Source organism: Mucilaginibacter sp. (genome assembly GCF_028288225.1).
In the GTDB taxonomy this organism is placed as follows: domain Bacteria; phylum Bacteroidota; class Bacteroidia; order Sphingobacteriales; family Sphingobacteriaceae; genus Mucilaginibacter.
In genome coordinates this window covers 1-24,847 of sequence record NZ_JAQBOC010000060.1, presented here as the reverse complement: position 1 = coordinate 24,847, position 24,847 = coordinate 1, and the positions used below count along the sequence as shown (strand labels likewise).

11 protein-coding genes are annotated in these 24,847 nt (G+C 42.1%); 3 read left to right on the top strand and 8 right to left on the bottom strand.

The window, feature by feature from the left end; all coding sequences use genetic code 11:
• Positions 1–246 precede the first annotated feature (246 nt).
• Positions 247–1,014 (bottom strand): ThuA domain-containing protein, encoded by a 768-nt coding sequence (locus JWQ54_RS18240; RefSeq protein ID WP_299587685.1) that lies wholly within the window; start codon positions 1,012–1,014, stop codon positions 247–249.
• Between the two features lie 310 nt (positions 1,015–1,324).
• On the opposite strand from JWQ54_RS18240, the gene JWQ54_RS18235 reads away from it, so the two are divergent.
• From JWQ54_RS18235 to JWQ54_RS18225, 3 genes are all read left to right on the top strand, one after another.
• The gene (locus JWQ54_RS18235; protein ID WP_299587682.1) at positions 1,325–4,384 is read left to right on the top strand and encodes a SusC/RagA family TonB-linked outer membrane protein; all 3,060 of its coding nucleotides are present in this window, start codon (positions 1,325–1,327) and stop codon (positions 4,382–4,384) included.
• 23 nt (positions 4,385–4,407) lie between these two features.
• Entirely contained in the window at positions 4,408–5,997 is a 1,590-nt protein-coding gene (locus JWQ54_RS18230; RefSeq protein ID WP_299587679.1) for a SusD/RagB family nutrient-binding outer membrane lipoprotein, read from the top strand.
• 288 nt (positions 5,998–6,285) lie between these two features.
• Complete coding sequence (locus JWQ54_RS18225) at positions 6,286–9,951, top strand: CheR family methyltransferase (protein ID WP_299587676.1); 3,666 nt, start codon at positions 6,286–6,288, stop codon at positions 9,949–9,951.
• Between the two features lie 52 nt (positions 9,952–10,003).
• Here the strand turns inward: JWQ54_RS18225 and JWQ54_RS18220 are convergent, their stop codons facing one another.
• From JWQ54_RS18220 to JWQ54_RS18190, 7 genes are all read right to left on the bottom strand, one after another.
• Complete coding sequence (locus tag JWQ54_RS18220; protein ID WP_299587673.1) at positions 10,004–12,286, bottom strand: GH92 family glycosyl hydrolase; 2,283 nt, start codon at positions 12,284–12,286, stop codon at positions 10,004–10,006.
• 47 nt (positions 12,287–12,333) lie between these two features.
• The gene (locus JWQ54_RS18215; protein ID WP_299587670.1) at positions 12,334–13,338 is read right to left on the bottom strand and encodes a hypothetical protein; all 1,005 of its coding nucleotides are present in this window, start codon (positions 13,336–13,338) and stop codon (positions 12,334–12,336) included.
• Positions 13,339–13,465: 127 nt separating this feature from the next.
• The gene (locus JWQ54_RS18210; protein WP_299587668.1) at positions 13,466–15,643 is read right to left on the bottom strand and encodes a hypothetical protein; all 2,178 of its coding nucleotides are present in this window, start codon (positions 15,641–15,643) and stop codon (positions 13,466–13,468) included.
• A 112-nt stretch (positions 15,644–15,755) separates the two neighbouring features.
• Positions 15,756–16,511 carry a DUF3823 domain-containing protein gene (locus JWQ54_RS18205; protein WP_299587664.1) on the bottom strand — a complete coding sequence of 252 codons (756 nt, stop codon included), beginning with the start codon at positions 16,509–16,511 and terminating at the stop codon, positions 15,756–15,758.
• Between the two features lie 10 nt (positions 16,512–16,521).
• On the bottom strand, positions 16,522–18,432 hold the full coding sequence (locus JWQ54_RS18200) for a RagB/SusD family nutrient uptake outer membrane protein (RefSeq protein WP_299587661.1): 1,911 nt from the start codon (positions 18,430–18,432) through the stop codon (positions 16,522–16,524).
• A 15-nt stretch (positions 18,433–18,447) separates the two neighbouring features.
• Positions 18,448–21,600: a TonB-dependent receptor gene (locus JWQ54_RS18195; protein WP_299587658.1), complete on the bottom strand. Its 3,153-nt coding sequence runs from the start codon at positions 21,598–21,600 to the stop codon at positions 18,448–18,450.
• A gap of 349 nt (positions 21,601–21,949) precedes the next feature.
• Positions 21,950–24,535 (bottom strand): kelch repeat-containing protein, encoded by a 2,586-nt coding sequence (locus tag JWQ54_RS18190; RefSeq protein ID WP_299587656.1) that lies wholly within the window; start codon positions 24,533–24,535, stop codon positions 21,950–21,952.
• Between the last annotated feature and the right edge of the window lie 312 nt (positions 24,536–24,847).

The following is a 24,847-nucleotide window of genomic DNA, read 5'->3' as shown; positions in this document are numbered from 1 at the left end:
ATTAATGAAGATTTTATATAAACCGAACGGAATTTAACTTTGAAAAGCTTGTAGGGCTATTTATAAAGCTTTTTAGCTATAATTTATTAAATTTTGTAGTGGTGATGTAGAGGGCGGAGGAGAGAGGCAAGATTCAAGAGGTCAAGAATCAAGAAGTAACTGTACTAACTTGAATTTTAGAACGATGCCTGGTGGGTGCCTCAACATAACACCCTTTCTTGATTCTTGATCTCTTGAATCCTGATTCTACCTAACCACCCAAAATATTGCGTTCCGAACCAGGGTAGTATAATTACTGTCCTCAAAAAGTTCCGGGAAATGCCCCATGGCTATGTAAATATTTTTTGCTTTGACATGCTCATTGGTCCATATAACAGGATGATCTCCCATTTTAACGTCCTTGGGTGGATTATAAGTTGCTTCATCAATGCTTGCCAGCACATGCACATTAGCGCGTGGACTCTTATTATAGATGTACCATTCATCTTTAGTTGTGAAAGCAGCAGAGATTCCTTTCATAACTGGATGAGCAGCATCTTCAATAGTAAGTTTAGCCTCCGTACCACCGGGAATGTGGCGCTTAAATTCAATATTGCCCATGAAACCTGAATACCATTGCCACATGGGATAACCATCAAACGCACCCAACAAGGTAGGGTGATGAAAACCGATCCATCCACCACGGCCATTTTCAATATAATCTTCAAAAGCATCCTGCGCCTCTTTTTCCCATGGGTAGGGCGGATAATCCAGCTGGATAAAAAGCTGGTACTGTTTTAAAAAATCTTTATTGATTGATTTTGTATCGCTGATATAGTCAATTGTGAAATTACTATCAATTGCCAGTTTATTTAACCAAACTTTTGCGGCTGCGTCAAATAAAGCGTGCCCTCCGCCAATCTCTGCAATGGCAATGGCCTTAAACCTGGGCTTTTGGGTTGTTTGGGCAATAGTGTTATAAGCACTGCAAACAAAAAATAGGTAAAGGAGCAGGTTTATTGCGTGTTTTTTCATTGCCGGTTTAAAATATAACATAAGATGCAGGGCATTGCCACTTGTGACAAGTATATGGGAAACTTTTTATTTATGACTTTTTTACATCTAAAAGTAGTGGTGATGTAGTGCAGCCGGCAAATTTTGCTTTATCTCAATTATTTGCCGTTCAGGGTTGTACAAATTGAAACATGAAATACTCCGTATCAGCTGTATTGAGTAAACCACTACATTACCTCTACCAGTCACCAAAAGTCATACAACCGTAAATATTTCATTGTAAGTTCGGTGAAACTAACGTCCTAATTTTCACTTTAAACAATTTATTTTTATGAAAAAACTCTACATGTTGGTTACATTTCTGCTTGGCTGCTTTATGTATGCTTCCGCACAAAATGTAACCGTAAAGGGTACTGTGACAGATGATCACAACCAACCCCTGCCGGGGGTAAATGTTAAGGTAGCCGGAACTACCAGCGGTACCTCAACCAGTGTTGAAGGAAGCTATTCCATCAGCGCACCAACAGGCTCATCATTGGTGTTTAGCTTTATTGGGTTTGTAACTCAAACCGTGAAGGTAAACGGTGCAGTGATAAACGTTGTTCTCCAGAGCGACCAGCACATGCTGGAAACAGTAACGGTAACTGCGCTGGGTATTGAGCAAAAAACCAAAAGCTTAACCTATGCCACTCAAAACGTAGGCGGTACCGAGCTTGAAAAAGCCAAAGACCCTAACTTTGTGAATTCACTTGCCGGTAAAGCTGCCGGTTTGGTAATTACCAAGGGTACAGGCGGTCCCGGGAGTGCATCAAGGATTGAATTGAGAGGCCCCAAGTCAATAGGTGGCAACAGCGCCCCTATTTATGTAATTGATGGAATCCCTATTGGCCAGGGCGCGGGCGGCACAAGTGCAGGTCTTGGTGATGGTGCAGGCATCGACCCACTGTCAAACCTTAACCCTGATGATATTGAAAGTATCCAGGTACTTAAGGGAGCCAGTGCAGCCGCGCTATACGGTAGTGCAGCCGCAAACGGAGCCTTGCTTATAGTAACCAAAAAAGGCAAATCCGGCGCCACCAGAGTAGATTTCAACTCATCTACTACTTTTGATACGGCTACTGGCTTGCCATCGCCACAAACAACTTATGGCCGTACAACCCCAGGCGCCGATGATATGTGGGGGGCTAAATCAACAGGTGCAAGCAATGCATTTATTAAAAACTTTTTTAATACAGGTAAAACCTATATCAATGGGGTATCGCTTTCTGGCGGCAACGAAAAAGCTTTGTTTTATGCATCTTATGCAAACACCAAAGCAACAGGTATTGTTCCCAACAATTCGCTTTTAAAGCATAACTTCACATTAAGAGGATCAGGTAAATTTTTAAATGACAAGTTAACGCTTGATGCCTCGGTTAACTATATCTATCAGAAACAGGAAAACCCGCCAAAGGCCGGCTTAACCTTTAGCCCGATGTTTGGTTTATACCAGTTCCCTACTGATGATAATTTTGGCAACTACGATAAAAATCATTTTGAAACATATAACGCTACACGCGGTTTAAGTGAGCAAAACTGGCCTTACGAAAAAAATGAATTCAGCTCAAATCAAAACCCGTACTGGATAGCATACAGGGACCTGAATGAACGTTCTTCAAGCCGCTACATATCATCATTTAAAGCAAAGTATGATTTTGCCAAATGGCTCAATTTGCAGGCACGTACCACTTTAGATGGTTATAACTACCGCAACGAGAACAAAAATTACGCTACTACCGATCCGGTTGCGCAAAGTGCACAGCAAAGCATTAACGGATCTTATTACACGGGCCAGGGTTATGGCACTCATTTATATTCGGATCTGTTACTTTCTGCTGATACCAGGGTTGGCCGGGATTTTTCGCTTGAAGCCACTTTAGGTGCATCGGACGACAGGAGCTTTGACTATAGTACCAATCTGCAAAGCACCAATAATTATGGGTTGAGCCTGGCCAATTATTTTTCGGCTAATAATTATGATCAGACACACCCGTTGGCCACAAATGAACACGAATATAAAGGCATTACACAAGCCGTGCTGGCTACAGCCACTATCGGATATAAAGAAACCCTGTTCCTGAATGCTACCGGGCGTAACGAATGGGCGTCCACCACACCAAGTTCATTCTTTTATCCATCGGTAGGTTTATCGTATGTTTTAACAAATACAATTGGCACATCAAATGTATTGTCATACGCTAAGTTAAGGGCATCCTATGCCAACGTTGGCCGCGCACCTGGCCTGGGGGCCAATAACAGTAATCCTCCTTACTCGCTTAATAATCTCCAACCGATAGTCGGCACACAAGCAATAAGTCAGCTTCCGTTTTTTGATGGCACTAACCCACCGGTTGAGATAAAACCTGAACGTACAAAAACATTTGAAATTGGTGCACAGCTTACCTTATTTAATAAAGTAAACGTTGACCTTGCTTATTATGATGCGCATACCAGCGATCAGATCATCACTATCGCAGCACCTTCAGGATCGGGTGCACAAAGCTTCATATTGAATGGCGGAGAGATCAGGAACTTTGGTTTTGAAGGAACCATTAGCTACAACGCGAGCTTTGGCGATTTAAAATGGACACCTGCTTTAAACTTTTCGCACAACTCCAACCAAATACGGGCCCTTAGCCCATTATATGTTGCGAACTATTATGTAGTTTCATCATCAGATAATACACGTTTGGTTGCAACCTGGTTAACAAAGCCCAAAGATGGCAAATATGGCGCTTTTGGTGATTATTATGGCAGACTTATAGATAAAAACCCTGATGGATCAATAAAAGTTGATGCTAACGGGATCCCTATTCTGACCCCGGCAAATGATCCCAGGTATGTTGGTAACCCAAATCCTAAATTTTTAGCCGGTTTTAATAACAGCTTCCGTTATAAAAAGATTAACCTTTCGTTTTTGATTGACAGCCGTTTTGGCGGACAGACATTTTCGATGACGCAAACCTGGCTTGACTATAAAGGAATTTCGCAGCGGACGGCTGATGCACGTAATGCAGGCGGAGTATTAGTTAACGGCAAAATGGTTGATGCCCAGGCGTATTACACAGCAATATCCGCCGGTGCAGATGGTGCAGCAGTGCCCGAATACACCTATAGCGCTACAAACATCCGTTTAAGGGAGCTTGCCTTAGGCTATACCTTCCCGCTTATCGGCAAAACCTTTAAAAATTTAAATATCTCTTTAACCGGCCATAACCTGTTCTTCTTTTATAAGAAGGCCCCTTATGATCCGGAACAGGCTATTTCCACAACAACTAATACTATGGGTATTGATGGCTTTGGTGTGCCTGCTACCCGTTCTTTCGGTTTTAGTGTCAGAACTTCGCTTTAATTATAATATTAATCATTACAACGATGAAAAAATTAAAAAATATAAAAAGTACAATCACGCTTAGCGTGATCGTCCTGCTATCCTTTACTACCTCTTGCCGAAAGGATATGAACGGCCTTAACCAGGATTTAAAACTGTTACCGCAGGACCTGCTGAAAATTGACGGTAAAGAAGCAAGTATTTTATTACCAGGCATGATGACAAACATCGAATCGCCGGTAAATTATATTTACCAGGGGCAGCAGGATCTTGGGCAGGATGAGTATGCAGGCTATACCGCTGTGCCTTCGGTTTTTTTGGGTAACGTAAATAATTTTACCTACAGTTTTGTTAGCGGTTGGGTTGATTATTGCTGGGATGTTCCGCAGCAAAATATACTGAACACCTGGCTGCAATGGAAATTAAAGGGATTTGATACAAAATATCCCGATCTGTATGGGATAGCCCTGATTTGTAAAGTATTTGGCGCCAGCAGGGCAGCAGATACCTTTGGCCCTATCCCTTACAGCAAGATAGGAACAACAGCCAACGTTCCGTTTGATAGCGTGCAGGAAGCATATAATGCATTTTTTGCTGATCTTGACCAGGCGATTGCCGCGTTATCTGCTGTTGAAGATAAGGAACCGAATGCTGACCAGCTTCGTTTCAAACCATTTGATAACAGCAAATTTGGCGGGGATTACGCTAAGTGGATTAAGACCGCCAATACACTGAAATTACGCTTAGCCATCCGGATCTCAAATATTGATGGCACAAAAGCAAAAGCAGAAGCAGAATCGGCAGTAAGCAATAAGTATGGCGTTTTAGAAGCTGCCGATGGTGGGTTCTTCATGAATGTATCTGGACAAAATCCCCTTGATGAGATCGTAACATCATGGGGTGATATGCGTTTAGGCGCTCCAGTTAGTTCAATATTAGGCGGTTTAAAAGATCCAAGGCTTACTAAAATGGCCTTACCTGCTGATGATCCTGCACTTAACGGCCAGATTGAAGGTATAAGAACAGGGATAGCGCTCACTACAGGTACTTACAGCAATTTTTCAAAGCTTGCAACTTCATTCGGTGCACCGCTAAAAATTATGAGCGGAGCTGAAAGTTTCTTTCTGCGGGCGGAAGGTGCGCTTAAAGGCTGGAACATGGGCGGAGGCTCGGCCCAAATCTTTTACGAAGAAGGCATTAGAGCATCGTTCATTGAATATGGAGCAGGCGGTGTTGACACTTACCTTACAGATGCCACCTCAACTCCGGCAGCTTATGTGGACCCTAAAAACCATGCTAATGACGCTGCACCACTTTCAAACATTACTGTTAAATGGACTGAGGGCGACCCCCTGGCCAGGAAGCTGGAACGCGTTATTACACAAAAGTGGATAGCCGTATACCCTGAAGGTTATGAAGGCTGGGCCGAATTTAGAAGAACCGGTTACCCGCACCTATACCCTGTAAAAAAGAATGATAGCCAGGGCAAAATAGCTGACGGCGATTTTGTAAAACGCATGCCGTATTCAGGAACATTTACCAACGCGTCAAAGGCGCAGGTTGATGCCGCTGTGGCCAAAGAATTTGGTGGCGATGACAGTGCCGGCAAACGTTTATGGTGGGATGTAAATTAAGATAATAAGATCGATTGGTTAATTAAGTAAAGTTAGAAACCCCTCTCATTGGAAACGATGAGGGGGGTATTTTTTTATTGAATTTTACGCGGTTAATCCTATGAGATTAATTATTAAATAAAAAGAGTTACCCGATAGTAAAACAGTTTGAATAATGAGGCGTTGTTATTAAAAACAGGGGATATGCATTTATTTGTAAGGGACTTCATTTATTTAAATTATTATACCTTTATCTTCGTTCTGATGGCTACTTTTTCCAACTTTCCATCCAATTTGTAAATATTAATTATGCGATTACCTGATCCCGTTCCACCTGAAACCTTCAACACAGAAAAACAATTCCCTGTAGTTGGAATAGGTGCTTCGGCAGGGGGCATAGAGGCATTTAAGCTATTTTTGCAGGCGGTACCTGAAGATTCGGGCATGGCTTATGTATTTGTACAGCACTTAAGCCCGGAGTACGATAGTTATTTGCCCGAAATTTTTCAAAAGCTTATTAAAATTCCGGTTTATTTAATTGCCGATAATATCCATTTGGAACCTAACCACGTTTATATCATCCCGCCGGGCAGCATACTTACAGCTGTAGACGGGGTGCTTAAGCTTGAGCCGTTAAAAAATAAAAAGGTTAAAACCATCGACATTTTCTTCTCATCACTTGCAGTAGTGCATCAAAGTTTTGCCGTTGGCGTGGTATTATCGGGTGCATTAGATGATGGTACACTTGGTTTACAGGTAATTAAATCATACGGGGGACTAACATTTGCCCAAAGTGAGGATTCGGCGACATTTGATAGCATGCCCAAAAGCGCTATCAGGTCGGGTGCGGTTGATTTTATTTTGCCGGCCGACCAAATTATTCCAAAACTTATAAATATTAACCATCCCTTTAACGCAAATCACACCTCTTCAGAAGTCAAACAAAATGAGTCCGAACAGGATGAGGAGATTTTCAGGCAGCTGCTTACAGTTTTGCGCATCCGAAGGGGAGTTGATTTTACCAACTATAAGCAAAATACCATTAAGCGTCGTATTGTTCGGCGTATGGCCCTGAATAAGATTGATAATCCAAAGGATTATTTAACTTTTTTGAGGGAAAATAAAAGTGAACAGGACGCTCTATATAATGACATGCTGATATCAGTAACTAATTTTTTCCGGGATTCGCAAAGCTTTGAATTGTTATGTAATAACATACTGCCGGGCCTGCTGCTTCAAAAAACACCAAACGAGCCGTTAAGGATCTGGGTAGCAGGTTGCGCTACCGGCGAGGAAGCCTATTCAATGGCTATTTGTCTCCAGGAATATTTGGGTGATAAAATTACTACCCGCAAAATACAGATCTTTGCAACCGACGTGTCTGAAACTGCCATATCAAGGGCCAGGACCGGTATTTACCGCCAGACGGAACTTGAGGGCCTTTCAGCAATGCAGATCCAACAGTTTTTTAATAAGCTGGATGGCAGCTACCAGGTAAATAAATCAATAAGGGAGATGTGTGTTTTTGCACATCATAATTTATTAAAAGACCCTCCTTTTTCAAAAATAGATTTGGTGAGCTGCCGGAATGTTATGATATACCTTGAACCGGTACTGCAAAAAAGGGCTTTGGCTACCTTTCATTATGCGTTGAATGAGCGGGGCTATTTAGTACTGGGTAAATCAGAAACCATAGGCACCAGCACTGACCTGTTTGCACCTACTAATAAGCACGAAAAGATCTACCAGTCAAAGGGCCCTCATGGACGGTTCAGAACGGTAACATCTGAAAGGAGTGAGCAAACTTTAAGGGACCTTGACCAGTCAGCACCTGACAAAAACAGCGAAAAGGATATTAATAAAATTGCTGATAACATATTATTATCAAAATATACACCTGCGGGTGTTATGGTTAACCAGGCTTTTGATATTATCCAGTTTCGTGGTAAAACGGATGCATGGCTTACGGTATCGCCGGGGAAACCAAGTTTCAATGTATTGAAAATGGCGCGGGAAGGCCTTTCGTTTGAGATAAGGAACCTGCTGCACCTGGCTAAAACCAAGCACATTACGGTACGAAAAGAAGGCATTTCATTTAAGGTAGACGAAGCACAGCAATATGTTAATATTGAAGTAATACCGATAGCTGATGCGGAGGAAACTTATTATTTAATACTTTTTCAAAATAGCATTCTTTCAGGAGCATCGTTTTTAGGTAAAAATATCACATCATCCAAACATCCGCAGGAAAGTATAAATGCCTGGGTACAGCGCATAGATCAGCTGGAAAAAGAGTTGAGCCAAACCCGTGAGGATATGCGGACAATAACCGAAGTACAGGAAGCCGCCAATGAAGAATTGCAAAGCGCCAATGAAGAGCTGCTATCCGGGAGTGAGGAGCTCCGCAGTTTGAATGAAGAGCTGGAAACATCAACCGAGGAGCTGCAAAGTACCAACGAGGAAATTACTATTGTTAATAATGAGTTGCTTGACCGTAATGATCAACTGAACAACTCAAGAAAATATACCGAGGAGATCTTTAATACCATACATGATCCGTTGGTTATTTTGGATAAGGACCTTGTTGTATTACGTGCGACAGACGGTTTTTACAATATGTTCAGGGTGAATGAGGAAGACACCGAGGGGAAATTTATATATGACCTGGGCAATAGGCAATGGGATATCCCTGCCTTGAGGCATCAGTTAGAAAAAGTATTACCGGAGCAGGGCTTTTTTAAGGCTTTTGAAGTTGACCATATTTTTAAAACCATAGGCCGCAGGATAATGCAGCTAACTGCAAGGCAGTTTGATACCTATACTAACGAAAAGCTAACCTTGCTGGCCATACATGATATAACCGATAAGCGGAAAGTGGAAGAAGGGCTTGCCGAAGCTGAACGTTTACTGGCCGAAAGTAAAGAAAGGCTGCATTTTGCAATTGAATCTGCCGGGATAGGGGCATGGGATTTTAACCCAATAACCAGGGAACTGATATGGGATAACCGGAACAAAGAGCTATTTGGCCTTGCACCGGCAGATGAAATTAACTTTGAGATTTTTTTAAAGCTTATTCATCCTGATGACCGTGCCGATACCGATGATGCCATAAATAAAGCATTGAACGGAGTAAATGGAGGGGAATTTAATGTTGAGTACCGCTCTATTGGCCAAAATGACCAAAAGCTGCGCTGGATAAAGTCAAAGGGCAAAGCTTATTTTAATAAAAAAAATAAAGCCACACGTTTTATAGGTACTGTTCTTGATATTTCTATTGAAAAGGAACTGGAAGATAGCACGATAGAGATGCTGCGGAAAAAAGACGAATTTATAAGCATAGCCAGTCATGAGTTAAAAACACCTATCACAAGCCTTAAAGCATCGCTGCAATTGCTTGACCGGATGAAGAGCAACCCTTCGCCGATGCTGCCAAAGTTTCTTGACCAGGCTAACAGGAGTATGGAAAGAATAACACGCCTTATTGACGAGCTGTTAAATGTTAATAGTATGAAAGAAGGGCAGTTAAGGTTAAATAAAGCTCCGTTTACCATTGCCGATATGCTAAATCTGTGTTGCGTTCATGTGCGGGCGGCAGGTGACCATGAACTGGTTATACAGGGAGATGAAACACTGCAGGTAAATGCCGATGAAGACCGGATTGAACAGGTAGTGGTTAACCTGGTGAACAATGCTGTTAAATATGCGCCAGATAGCAAGATCATCTATGTAATTGTTGAGAAGGATGGCAATGTAATTAAGATCTCTATTAAGGATTCCGGTCCGGGCATTCCGAAGGATAAGATCCCCCATTTGTTTGACCGCTATTACCGGGCAGATTATAATGGCGGGCAATATTCAGGACTGGGACTGGGGCTTTATATTTGTTCAGAAATTATTAAACGGCACGGCGGGAACATTGGCATTGATAGTGAAGTAGGCGTTGGCTCAACATTTTGGTTTACGTTGCCTTTATAATTTTTTGGACCATGATTGCTTGATACATAACAATCATGGTTCAAATATTTTTTTATTTCTCATTCGACATTGAATAAGGCACAGCTGCCTTATCAATCCCCCTTTGCTTATTTGGCGTTGCCGACATATCAAAATTAAGATCAGCACCTTCCAGCAATGCTTTATGGCTCAGCCAGTTAAAATTATAGGGTTTGCCGTTAACCTGCAGGCTGTTTACATATTTGTTTTCCGCGCTATTGTTTGCTGCGTTTATGGTGATGGTTTTACCATTCTCTAAATTGATAGTCAACTTTTTAAACAGTGGCGCGCCTAACACATACTGGTCGCTAGCCGGGGTTACCGGGTAAAAGCCCATTGCCGAAAATACATACCAGGCCGATGTTTGCCCGTTATCTTCATCGCCGCAATAACCATCAGGCGTGGCTTTGTAGAGTTTATTCATAGTTTCGCGGGCCCAGTATTGAGTTTTCCATGGCTCGCCGGCAAAATTATACAGGTATATCATGTGTTGAATGGGCTGGTTACCATGCGCATATTGCCCCATGTTGGCTATCTGCATCTCGCGGATCTCGTGGATCACAGTTCCGTAATAGCTATCGTCAAAAACAGGAGGTAGGGTAAATACCGAATCGAGCTTAGCCACAAATTGCTGCTTGTCGCCCATCAGGTTAATCAGGCCCTGGATATCATGAAAAACACCCCAGCTATAATGCCAGCTGTTTCCTTCGGTAAAAGCATCTCCCCATTTAAAAGGGTTAAAAGGCGTTTCAAATGATCCATCCTTGTTTTTGCCACGCATTAAACCGGTTTGCTTATCATACAGGTTGCGGTAATTTTGGCTGCGTTTTTTATAAATATCAATTTCAGCTGCCGGGCGGCCAAGCGCTTTGCCAAGCTGATAAATTGCAAAATCATCATAAGCATATTCCAGTGTGCGGGCGGCATTTTCATTGATCTTTACATCATAAGGCACATAGCCTAAGGTATTATAATATTGTACGCCCCTTCGTCCGGCCGCATTTGGCCCTTCATTATTTGCTCCATGCTTTAATGCCTCATACAGGGTTTTAATATCATAACCACGCATCCCTTTTAAATAAGCCTCGGCAACTACCGATGCTGAGTTATTGCCTATCATACAATCGGCATAACCCGGGCTCGACCATTCGGGCAGCCACCCGCCTTCTTTGTAATCATTTATCAGGCCCTCCTGCATTTCTTTATTTATAGATGGATAAACAAGGTTAAGAAAGGGATAAAGCGCCCTGAAGGTATCCCAAAAACCAGTACCCGCAAACAGGTATCCCGGCAATATTTTGCCATTATACGGGCTATAATGAATGTTTTTCCCGTTGGCATCGACCTCATACATTTTGTTGGGGAAGAAAAGCATACGGTAAAGGCAAGAGTAAAAAGTACGGGTTTGATCGATAGCGCCGCCCTCAACATTTAACCGGCTCAGGGTTTTGTTCCATGTAGCCTTTGCTTTTTGTTTAGTTACCTCAAAGCTGTCATTTGCAAGCTCACGTTTTAAGTTGATTTCAGCCTGCTCAATGCTGATAAAGGATGAAGCTACCCGCAGGTGAACCTGCTCTCCCTTTTTTGTTTTAAAGCTGATAACCGCACCAGCATGGTCGCCTGTGTATTCAAGCTTGCCATCAACGGTTTGCTTATCATGCCAGGCCGCTGCCAGCTCAAAAGGCTTATCGATATAAATAACAAAGTAGTTTTTAAAGTTTTCGGTTACTGCCCCGCTGTTTTTGGTACTGTAGCCAACTATCTTTTGTTCGCCTGGGATGATCTTTACATACGATCCTTTATCGAAAGCATCAATTAAAATATGAGAGCTGTCACTTTTTGGAAAAGTAAACCTGAAGCTGGCGCTCCGTTCGGTTGGCGTAATTTCGGTGGTAACATCATAATCGGCAAGGTAAACGCTGTAATAGTAAGGCTTTGCAATTTCGGCCTTATGTGAGAACCAACTGGCCCGTTTACCTTCGTCGAGTATGAGTTTGCCGGTTTCAGGGAAGATAGAGAACATGCCATAGTCATTCATCCATGGCGATGGCTGATGGGTTTGTTTAAAGCCAAGGATCTTATCGACCTCATAAGTATACTGCCAGCCATTACCCATTTTACCGGTTTGCGGTGTCCAGAAGTTCATACCCCAGGGCAACGCTATGGCCGGGTAAGTATTGCCGTTTGAGAGTGACGGTTTAGAAGCAGTTCCCATCAGAGGATTGATCAGATCGACAGGATCAGTAACACCACCAGGTGATTGTGCGAATAAAGAAAGAGGAAGAAGTAATGCAGCTAATAGAATGACGGTTTTCATGTATTATGGATATTCTAATAAGAAAGTCTGACGGTTATGTTAAGGGATTAAATTTTCTTGTAATAGATCAGCTCCCCGGATTCGCCGCCGGCTGATCCCTGTGAAGGGATAAATTGAGTAACAACAATTGCCGGCTGGCCGCCAACTGTTAATAAGGTAATTGTAGGGTTTGCAAATGCGGCACTGCCGCCATCTGTATGGATGGACAATTTATCAGCGTTCCCCGTTTGATAATCATACAGATAACATTTCCAGGTTCCAAAGTCGCCTTTGGTACCCTGGCCTTCAATAACACCAAAGTTATAGGTCTGAAAGTTCAGGTAGCCGTCCCGGTCGCCAATATTTCCTTTAACACCCCAATATAAAATTGCATTGTCAATTTGTGTTTGAGCACTTGCGCTCCATGATGTCCAGTTGGTTGTGCCGCGCGCCTGGCGGTCAACATCACAATTGCTCCAATAATGAAAGCCAACATCAACAGAAGTACTGCTCGCCGAGTAAATATTAGGCGTACCCTCTGCGCAGGATGAGAGCGTATGCGGCGCTTCGTATGTTTTACCAACTGTCCCGTTTTTCAGATCCATCCAGCTGTTAAAATAACTGAATTTAAGGTGATTGTTTGGTTCCTGTTCCCATACCATAACAAAGCCACCTCCGGCAGTAGCGGCAATAGTAGGTTGCGAGGCCCCGCCGGTAACGCTGCCGGCAAGCTCCCTTATCCATGTCCAGTGAAGCAGGTCTGTTGAGGATGCAACATTTGTTTTAAATGTACCGGCTATCATGGTATGGTACACGCCAATATAGCCCCCCGAAGGATTTGCAATTATTTTAAGGCAATCCATAGTTTTACCTGTATTATCTTTAGCTGCATAAATCTTACCATCGGCAGTAGTTACATTTTCAATATAACCTCTCAGCATAGCCCTTGGCCCATCCGACGGTGGCGCGGAAGGCAGTTGCTGTTTAATGTTTAAGTTATTATTACTTTTTTGACATGAAATAAATAGCACAAGCGTTGCGAGGCTATTGATAATAAATGTGCGCTTTCTCATAGCTTTTCCTGGTTAATTTATTAACTCCATTTGAGTAGCACTTTATGGAAAATTCCGGCTTCAAAAAACTCCCGCGCACGATTGCTCGTGCACGGAAGAAACCAACCTTTCCTCAAAAAAGCTCTTATTACCATTTCAAATCAACCTTTATACCATCGGGGCTGTTGGCAAAGCCGAGGTAGAGCGTGTTTGATGATGGGTCCCATGATGTCTTAACATCGGTGATAGTTTGTCCTTTGCTATCGGTAACCGTAGTGTTTTTTGGTTGCGATGGTAACAGCACGCGTGCGCTGTTCAATGTTTTTATAGGGCTTTTGGCAACAAATGAATAACTGCCGCTTTGTATGTTTTCTTCATAAATTCTTGATGCCGATGCCAAAACCTGGGGCTTTGTTTTATCAGCCACACGGCCTACAACGTATAATAATGCCTGCTCGCCGGGGTTTACAGTTTTTTCGGCTAATACAGGCAATTGCGGATCAAAAAGATCGATCACCGGGCCATTTATAGTATACGGCTTGCTGTCGGCATTCTCATCCATTACCGAAACAATATCATAAGGCCCCCTTTCAAGGTACAGGCTGTTTTTGAATGTCAGCCCGCCTGCTTTAGCGTCATTTTCATAACCCTTTTTTATAAGGCTTACGTAGGTGCTGTCGTTATTTGCCTGCATCACAAATTCCTTTGGATTTTGCCTTAACACATAAACAGCGCCCTTGCCAACTTTGAATTTCTGGTTGTCTTTTGCTGGCTTTATGCGCAGCAGTTTGAACAGATGTTGCGATGGTGCCATAAATTTGTTTCTTTTTGTATCCCACCATTCCATTACTGATTGATAAGGGTCGTCATCTCTTCCGCAGTAAATTAATACACCTCCCTTTTTAACCCAGCCGGCTAATTCGGTATGTATTTCTGCTGATACCGGTTTCATGTTTGAATAGCTCATCACTAAAACCTTAATATCCTGTAATGACGCGGCATAGCTTAGGTTCTCCATGTGTACGGTTTGTACCGGTACGCCACGTTTTAACAATGGCAACGTTTGCCCGTAAAAATTGGAAAACTGCGGATCCTCAAACCCGTTATGGGTAGGAAAGCGCTGAAACATCAGCGTATTGCTCATTAATACCCCAACACCATTTACGCCTGATACCTGGTTAGTTGATTTAGGCATACTGTTTAAAGCATTAACCATTATCTGCATTTGGGTTGAATAAAATTGCGGGATCAGGATTTTTTCATTACTGCCGGGTACCGGGTAAGGATGGGTATAGATCCTTTCGGGCCACGGCATTACTTCATAATCAGCAACCATAGGGTACAAAAGTTTGGCTGTAAATGTAGCCTGGTAGTTGCGTTTATAATCGCTCCAGTCATGTACACGATCTTCAATAGGGTCTGTTAAAAGGAACATCTTGCGTTTGGTTGGCGCGGTCATTGAAACTGCGGAACCATATTCAAGGAAGGCGTTTTCAAAAACGCGTTCTTTTTGGATCCCGTTAAAGTACGTAGGTTCACGGGCGGTGCCTGTCCACACCTGGGCAATGTAGCCATCAATACTAGGCAACGAGGCCAGGCTTGCTTCCGGACTTACAATTTGCCATGAGGAGTAGTTAACAAGGGAATGCGTTGCTATAAAAACCTTAATGTTCATCCCTTTACTTTTACCGTATGATTTGGCGTATTCGGATACCTGTTTTATAGCATCATAATATAAATGATATTTAAGTTTACTCGATAGATAAGTATTTTCGGCTGATGCATCCTGGGGTTTCCATGGAAAGCCGTAGTATTTTTGCCATTCTTTTTTAAATGGCGCGCTGTAACCTGCGCGAGCCCAAAACTCAGGCTCCTCTAAAAATATGGTGCCGATATTGGCATCGATCACCCTTTTAACAACTGCCGTTTTCATATAATCAATAAACGACTGTACAGGGACAACGTAAGGCATGTTTTTACCATGGAAAATGGTATCGCCCTTCATGGTTACCTGGCCAACACCAAGATGGTTTTTTCCGTCCCACTTACCCAAAAAGTAATCGTAATACTGACCCCAGGCAATGCCTGTCATAAAATTTACTTGGTAGCCATGGTCGCGCCATGATTTTACGCGCTCTTCAAATGTCATTCCTGCCCTGTCATTAGCGCCATAAACTATGGCAATGTCTGATCGTACATCAATCTCTGGCATCCACGGGCTGCTGGTTTGAAAAGCCGTTTTTTCTTTTAATTGGTTTGGTTGATCCTGCGCATTTACGGTAAAAGCCAGCGCGATAAGGCAGAAGAAAAATAAAATGTTTTTCATAGATAGTTTGTAATTAGATGCAAGAATCAAGAGGTCAGGAATCAAGATAAATTATAGCAACTTAATGCTTCTCTTGATTCCTGTCATCTTGATTCTTGCATCTCTTATATAATTAGGGAACGGTTACAGTTTTTACGTCGGTATAGTTATAATAATTAAGCCCGTACGAGATCCTGGCGCCTACCCTTATAAAGTATTCTCTTTGACCGGGTAATTTGCCACCTGTTGTTGTTAAGGTAATTGTTTGGCCAACGGCATTGTTACCATCAGTGCCGTTATATCCAATATGATTTGAATACCTGTTATCATAATTGTTATTGCCAACATATTTGGTAGCATTCACAAACAGGAACAGATCACTCACATTTTGCTGAAAGGCAGGGTTAGTAGTGCCGCGGATAAATTTAATGGTAGCGGTTATGGTGCCGTCTGCATTTAAAACCGGCTCGCCTATCCATTCAATATCCAGGAAAGGTTCAACAGTAAACTTTAGGGTGGTAACGCCCTTTATTTGTACCGTCTGACTTTTATCAACAATAGTGGCTCCTGTATTATCGGTTTGTACTAATGGCACAAACGGACCTTCAACGCTTACCTTATCCGTGCCGGCAAATAATTTGGTATAATTAAATGTACCATCCTGCATAGATTGAAAATAGAATGGAGTAGGGTTAGCGCTCCAGCTTGTTTCCAATAATTTAACACGTGTTCCGTTACCTGCTGTTTCGGTTTGCACGGTTTTGCCGCTGGCGTCAACAACACTACCTGTTAATGTTTCGGCTGGGGCATTGTAATTATCCAATTTTTTGCATGAGCTGCCTGCTCCAACAATCATGGTTATTGCTATGTAATAAAATATCTTTTTCATCTTTTTAGTGTTAATATCCGGGGTTCTGAATTAAACTCTGACTTTTGGCAATTTCACCTTGCGGGATCTGTTCGTAGTACCAGCGGTTATCAAATGTGTAACGCGCGTTTCTTTCATCGGGCCTTGCATCAAAGAAATACTTCTTATCAGTTGCCGAGTAAAACGGCATCAACACCCGGTAAATGGTTGAATTTTGTTCTTTGTCGATAATTCTCCATCTTCTCAGGTCCCACCAGGTTTTATTCTCAAAACCGAGCTCTTTCCGGCGCTCTTTCCGAACAATGTTTAAGTCGGTTAATGTTGCTGCGCTGGTTAACAGATCAGCACCGGCCCTTTCACGCACCTGGTTAATGGCAACAAATGCATCCTGTAAATATCCAACAGTTTGATCTCCTAATGAATTTAATTCAACAGCGGCTTCAGCACGGTTCAATAAAACTTCGGCATAGCGTAATTCAATCCATGTTTCGTCCGAATGGTTTTCCAGCACTTCAGAAGTTGGTTTGTTAGGATCGAGGTTTTTGCGGATGGAGAAACCTGATATGGCACATGTTCCATCAGCAGTGAACACACCGCTTAAACCGGCCGGATTCATTGTTGTCCCGTCGGGCAGTTTATAAGGTGTTTGCGCCCCGTTTGATGAGGTAACCAGGTTTTCAGCAGGATAATTTGAGGTTGAACCTGCAGGTAACAGCCTGTTTATTCCACCTGTTGAGCTACCGGTATAAATACCACGACGAATCTCGATGCTTTGACCTTTAAATTCATCGCCCGGAAATATTACTGTAGCCCTCAACCTTGGTTCGGCATTAGCAAACAGGTCCATTGTGTTTGTATACTCTATATATTTACCGCTGGCATCTAAAGTTTTTATTGTTCCATCGGCATTTTTTGGGAGACCGTCAAACATTTCAACGAAATTCAGCGTCGGATTAATTTCAGCTGAATAACCGTTAGCGCCCATTAGCTGGCGGGGTACATTATAAGAATCGTATCCGTGTACCGATTCAGGATAATGGTATTGACGTACAAAAATGTTCTCAGGGCTTGAAGCATCACCAAAAAGGTTTACGTAGTTTTGGTACTGTGCTGCTTTATCACCTGCCGCCCAAGCCTTTTTATAAAGGCTATAGTGGCCATCCAGCAAAATGGCTGCATTATATGCTGCCTTAAAGTAGGTGATAGCCTTAGCTGCAGGCATGCCGCAAAGCCTGTTGCCGGTATTATCAACAAGGCTTATATTGTTGTATTTGGCAATTGAGCCTGCATAGAGCATCGCTCTTGATTTAAATGCGGCTGCCACATATTTATTGGCCCTGCCAACCTGGTTTGATGCATTCAAATTGGCATAGGCATAATCCAAATCGGCAGCAACAAAATCGTACACCTTTTCTTCTGATGCACGTGGAATGTTTAACTCCTGGATGCTTGTGCCAGGGTACTGCAATACCTTATCAACAATTGGTACACCGCCATAGCGTTTTGCCAAAGCAAAATAAGTTGCGCCGCGGATAAAACGCGCCTCGCCCAACCATGAGTTTACCTGTGCAGTTGAGTAAGTGCCCGAATATTTGGGCAACGTTTCCATAAAATAATTGGTTTCACGGATCAGCTTGTAGGCATCGCTCCAGTAACCAAAAGTTTCCTGGGTTGCGCTTGTCTGATCGCGGCTTAAGCCTTCTCCGCTGATACAGCTAAAAGGGCTTATGATCCAGAAAAAGTTCAACCCCCTGGTTGGTGAATACCTGAAATCTTCTATCGGAAGCTCGCTATAGATCCTTGCCATGTAGGCCTGGATCCCGCCTTCGCTGGTAAAAACGTCCTTATCCTGTATGATATTCATCGGCGCTACATTTAGCTTTTTACATGCCGATGTCCAGCAGATCAAAACGGACAATATGATGTATGTATATTTTTTCATGATTTTTACGGATTACTATAATTTAACATTTACGCCTACAGAGATGGTTTTGTCTAACGGGTACAAGTAGCCATAGGTGCTTGACGGGTGCTCAGGATCAAGATATTTTAGCTTGGTAATGGTTAGCAAATTGTAACCATTAACAAATACCCGTGCTCCTTTTATGCCTATTGTTTTGGCAAAACCGGCAGGAATGCTGTAACCCAGCTCGGCGGATTTTAACCTTATGTATGAGGCACTTTGAATATTAAACAATGAATTCTGATCAGGCACTGATCCGGTGTAGGCAAAATGGCCCGGTACCCATACGGTACTTGGCGCATAAGGATCGGCATTAGGATCAGCAGGGTGATACCTGTCTAAAAACTGGCTAAGCGCACTGCCACCACCCCAAAGCGGGGTATTAAGCTGTTCAAAGTATGATACATCAACATCAGCAGCTCCCTGCCATAACATATTGAAATCAAACCCTTTATATGAGCCGCCGATAGTTAAGCCGTAAGTTACCATTGGTGCGCCGGTATAAGCTACAGGGTGCACATCGTTACCATCAATTTGGCCGTCACCGTTCCAGTCTTCATACTTGTAATCGCCTACAAGGGTACCGCGTGGTACAAAGACGTTCCTGTTTAAAATATCCTGGTATGAAGTATATTGGCCATCGGCGCCATATCCCCAATAAGTATTGTTGTAACGATTGTTACCGTTGTTATGCCAGTTAAGCTGTGAGTTACCGGCCATTGCCTGTACAAGCGTTCTGTTTTGCGTGCGGGTGTATGAGAAAGTGCCTTTCAGAAAATAGTTAAAGTTACCAATGTGATTTCTGTGGTTAACTTCAAAGTCAAAACCTTGTGAAAGGTCGCTGTTTAAGTTTTCCTGCGGAAGATCGGCACCTACCACACTTGGCAAGCTTAACACTTCAGTAGCTAATAAGCCGCTTCTATTGCGCCTGAACACGTCAAAGGTAACGCCCAGTAGACCTTTCCATGCATCTATATCAATACCTGCATCATAGGTTTCAGAAGTGTACCAGGTAAGGTTAGGATTAGCTATCCCTTTACTTTGAACCCCGTTAACAAACGTACCATCAAACACTGATCCCGGAGGCAACTGGTTGTTTGAACCGCCTGCGGGGTAAGTATAACCTGTAATAAACTGGTAGCTTGAAGCTGAGTCATCACCCAGTTTACCGTACGAGAAACGTAGTTTTAAGTTATCGATAAATGACAGGGTTGATGAGTTTTTCCAGAAGTTTTCTTCAGAAATTCTCCAGCCTAATGAAGCTGAAGGGAAGAAACCCCATTGTTTGCCCGGCGCAAATTTTGATGAACCATCATTCCTGAAACTAAATTCGGCCAGGTATTTTGACTTGTAGTTATAGGTTACACGGCCAACAAGCCCCCTGTTAACGTTATCATACAACACCCCCGGATCAATATAACCCTGCTGGTTTAAGCTGTTACCTGCAAGCAGCTGGTCAACGCCTAATGAAAGCTCGCGCTGTGCATAAAAATTATCGCCTTTGTTTTCACTTTCTTCATAAAGCAACAAAGCGCTTAAGTTGTGGCCGCCTTTAAATGATCGGTCGTAATTAAGTGATAACTGCGACAGTGTTGCCGGTTTATTGTAAAACTGCCTTAAAATTGTTGCAGGGGTTTGGTTTGGTACCGGGTTGTAAGTATTGCTATTGGCATCATAGTTATACTGGTTATATGATTTTTGATAGATCTTATTATCAGACATATAATAGTCATAGCTATACAAAGCCTTAGCAGTAAGCCCCGTTACAAACGGAACATTATACGTAAGTGATGCTGACGACTGGAACCATTTGTTAGTTAAGTTTTTATAACCATCAACATTCTGATCGGCAAGCGCTACGGGGTTACTTCCGTCAACCTGCCCATTGTTCAAATAATCAGGATTGTTATTAGCATAAATGGTCTGGGTAGGTACCTGCCTCCAAAATGAACGGATTATCCACCATGCATCCTGGTAAGGCTGGTTCTTTTGGTCCATTATTCCCGTCATGTTTAAATCAACAGTTAGGTTTTTTGAGATCTTGCTGGTAATGTTTGAACGCACATTGTATCTTTTATAATTCAAATCGCCGCTGCGCAGGAAACCATCCTGGTTGGTAAGGCCCATGCTTATAAAATAGTTGGTAGTTTCATTACCGCCGCTGGCAGTTAAACTATGCTGTGATTGTGGTGCATTATTGCGGATAACAGGCGTGTACCAGTTTGTGCTTTTTTTGGAGCCGTCAAGGTAGGGAGCCATATCTGCAGCTGTATAGCCCAGGTGACCACCATTTACATTATGCATCAGCAGCTCGTTAGCCAGCGTCATGTAATCAAGTGCACCAACAGCTTTTGGTAAGCCCGATGGCTTTTGCCAGCCATAATCGCCGGAGTAGGTAAGCTCAAGCGTGCCTTTTTTACCGCGTTTGGTGGTAATAAGCACTACGCCGTTTGCTGCACGAACGCCATAAATAGCTGCTGCGCCATCTTTTAAAACGGATACACTTTCAATGTCATTAGGATCAAGGCGAGTAATATTATCACGGGGAATCCCGTCAATAACCACCAGCGGGGAGCCAAGTCCACGAATATCAAACGAGTTATCAAATGAGCCAGGCTCACTGCTGTTTTGTACCACACGTAGGCCGGCTACTTTACCGGTTAGCATATTTTGTACATTCTCGTTTTTGGTAGTAACAATTTCAGCGCTGTTTATTGATGATACCGCACTGGTTAACGATACCTTTTTCTGCGTGCCATAACCTACAACAACAACCTCGTTCATATTGGTTGCATTTGCAGCGAGGTTTACGGTAATGGTTTTCAGATCTTTTATGGTTACTTCCTGCTGCGAATAACCTAAAAAGCTAAAAACGAGCGTTTGACCCAGAGCCGCGTTAATGGAGAACTGCCCGTCAACACTGGTTACAGTTCCGGTAGTTGTGCCTTTTAGCTTAACGGTTACGCCGGGCATCGGCAATTTTTGTTCATCTAATACCACGCCTTTTATGCTGCTGGTTTGTGCAATGGCCGAAGTACACATGAGTAAAAACAAAAAGGATGCAATACAATATTGCAGTAACCTTTTGAATTTAGCCGGATAATGAATGCCGGGGCACCCACCATAATTGGTAAAATTTTCCTTCATAAATAATTGGTTAATTGGTTTATAAAAATCTATCCAACAGAAAAATCAAAGGATAAACAGGCTGGTTAAACCTGTCAGGGGCATCTTAAGCTTTCCAATTGGTGAAACAATAATAGAGCGGGCGGTATTAAAGGATGGGTTAAAAAAGGGGTTAATAACATTAAAATTTCATTAACCGGGTAGAATTAACCCATTTGTTAATGGGGTTTGGGGTTGATTGAGTTGGATTAGGTTGATTAAGTTGGATTAGATTGTTGTAAAAGTTGTAATTATTGAAGAGATCTGTTTTCGCAATTCGTTCAGCAGGGATTTGCATGTGCATTAGAGGACAGCCGAAACTCAATCAACCTCACTTCACAGCACAAATCTTCTCAAAAGGAATTGAATAAGTTTCACCTAATGATTTTTCATATTCAGCAATAAAATCGCTGTAGACCTTGTGGGCATACTCAATGCCTTTTATGCGACGAAAGGCCTTCAGCTTGAATTTTATAGCCTCGTCATTAAAAGGATCGATATTTAAAACTACCCGGGTTATTTCGATGGTTTTGCGGAAGTCGCCGCTTTCATAAACTTTTTTTACTTCGGGGAGGATCCAGGGCATTAGTGTTTCCTCATAGGTTTGCTTAATATCATCCAACCAGGTTTCGGGGATGTGCTGTAATAAACCGCCGCGGGCGATGAGGTCAAAATGAGTTAATATATTTTCATCAGGCTGTTTAGCAGTGCTGTTTAGTTCTTTAATAGCATCTGTTACAATAAAGTAATCGCAAAAAAACGTATTGCTTAACTTAAAGCAGTAGGTATCGTTTAAAAAAGTAAGCTCAAGGCCATCAATGTCCGCAACAATATTGCGCAGGTGGTTAATGGTAACGCCTTTTATATTTTTTGTTTTGGCGATGTCTTTATCGGGCCATAAAGTAGTTGAGATCTTTTTTGATACCACGCCGCTTTCATCCTTGCTATTTAGTAAGATCAATATAAACAACTGCTTTATTTTAGGGCTAAACAGGTATGTTATATCCCTCCTGTTTTTATCGTACACCGTAAACTCGCCCAATAAATAAATGGCATTGGCTCTTTTTTCATCCTCTTTTTTATGGATAGCTATAATTGCCGGATCCCGGTCAATATCTTCGGGTATTACTTTAGGCTTATTCTTTTTTTGTTTGAAATATAAAAATCCCGCTAAAGCAATAATTATAGCCAAAACAATTATCCACTCAGGAACCAAAAATTTAAAATACCAACCAGAGGATATATTTGCTTGCTGCGAGGCTAAATAATCCTGCTCATGCACCGGCGGTGATGCCAGGGAATAAACCCTTACGGTTGAATAATCAGGCGTGGTAAATTCCTGTATGGCGCAATAAAAGGTTTCCTGCTTGTGGTTGTAAAAGAGATTTACATCGGTTTCAATACGTTCGCCTTTAGTCGGGATATTGCCGCTAACCGCTTCATATGAACCATCTTTTAAGGAAAACTTATAGAGTTTTAAGCTCGTCTTAGGTTTTTCGTGTGCATAGCACAACGCATAAAAATATTTTTTATCGCTGGAGATGATCAGGTTGTTGGCCGCTACAAAATCTTCGGCAGGCGGCTTTATCTCCCAGCATTTTTTTATAGTGCGGGTGGTTAAATTAACGCAGTACAGATCATAAAAATGCTCACCGCCAACTATTTGGTTACCGCTTTGATTGCCGTATCCGCCAAAAATATAAACGTTGTTGTTTTCATCTGCCTGGCTGTAGGCCGAAAAAAAACGGGGCGTTATTTTATCGCCGCTAAACGTGAGTTTATCCCATGTGTCGGCTTTGTTATTATACTCAAAAAAATCCTTATAGTATTTGAACGAGCCGTAGCCGCCAAACAGGTAAAATTTATCTTGGGTATTATCGTAAAATATATTGTGGTGATGCCTTTGCTCGGTAATGGTAGCAAAGCCAATAACGTCCCATTTTAAGATGTTCAGATCAAGCGCGGCAATGCTCGGGACAGGTTTTGGTGCCTTGGGAGCCTTTAAGGTTTCATAGGCATATAATTTATTTTCTTTAGTATTGATAATACTTTTACCCAAATGCAGGGGTATGGGGCATTTGTTTTGATAGGCTTGGGTTGATAAAGTGTTTCGCTGTACGTCATAAGCTATCAGCGAATCGCTTTTAAACATCAGTAGTTTCTGCCCTGCTTCATTAAAATTAACACCGGCTACCTCCTTAAAATTGCGTGTAAACCGCGGTGTCCAGAAATAGGATTCATTGATGAGCCAAACAGGATTGTCAACCACCCCTAAGTCATTCCCATCACTGCTGTATACATTTTTTCCGCTCCATTCATTTAAGGGGAAAGTGTACCTTTTGTCCGCATCGCTGACCGTCAGATTCCTGATGGCCATTTTTGGTACATCAGAGTAATGTTCATTTCTCCCAAAATAGATCTTTGGGGTAATTGCGCCATCAAAATTAAACTCACCGGCCCGGTACCATTTGCCGTTTATAAAAATTCCTACTGTATTAGCTTTTAAGTCGATATCAATTTTTACCGGCATCCAGTTACGTTTTTTTAGCTGGTTTAGGCTAAGCGGGATTGTTATTTTATTGCTTTTGCTATCAATATTAAAATTTAAAAAAGGTGAGCCGTTGTATATGGAACTTAGGCTATATGAATTGTTTTTGGTATCGGTTATGTTTAAAATATAGCCCAGGTGCTCATTATCCCACAAAGAAAGATCAAAGTTTATGTATAAATGACCCGAAAAGGTTGGCGGGTCTGTTTTAAAAACTGAGTAAGAAGTACGCTTGCTTAACAGGCTGTCGTTAGAGTTAAATTGCAAGCCCTGACCTTTGCTTTTAAAGGCAACCGACAGAAAAACAAAAAGAAATATGATCTTAGATACCTTTAATTGCAGTATTAAAAATTTATTTTTTCTTATCATTTAATCACGTAAACTAAAAAAGGACGGTCCCCATAAATAACATAGCTAAATTATAATTTTTTTAGGATGTTAGGGGGTGCAAATCAAATTGTCGCTAACCTGCTGGTTTTTGGCTAAAACCCTTAGCTCTTGTTTTATCCTTATCCGCCCCATAAAATGGGACGGCAATGAAGTTATCTGCTATCTTTTTCATTCATTGCCGTTTGGCTTCAGTGGCTGTTGCACGACTACATGCCTAACAAACAATAAATTTGTTTAATATACTGATTATTAGTATATTGTGTCATGCAAGGAAAGAAAAACTATCAGGAG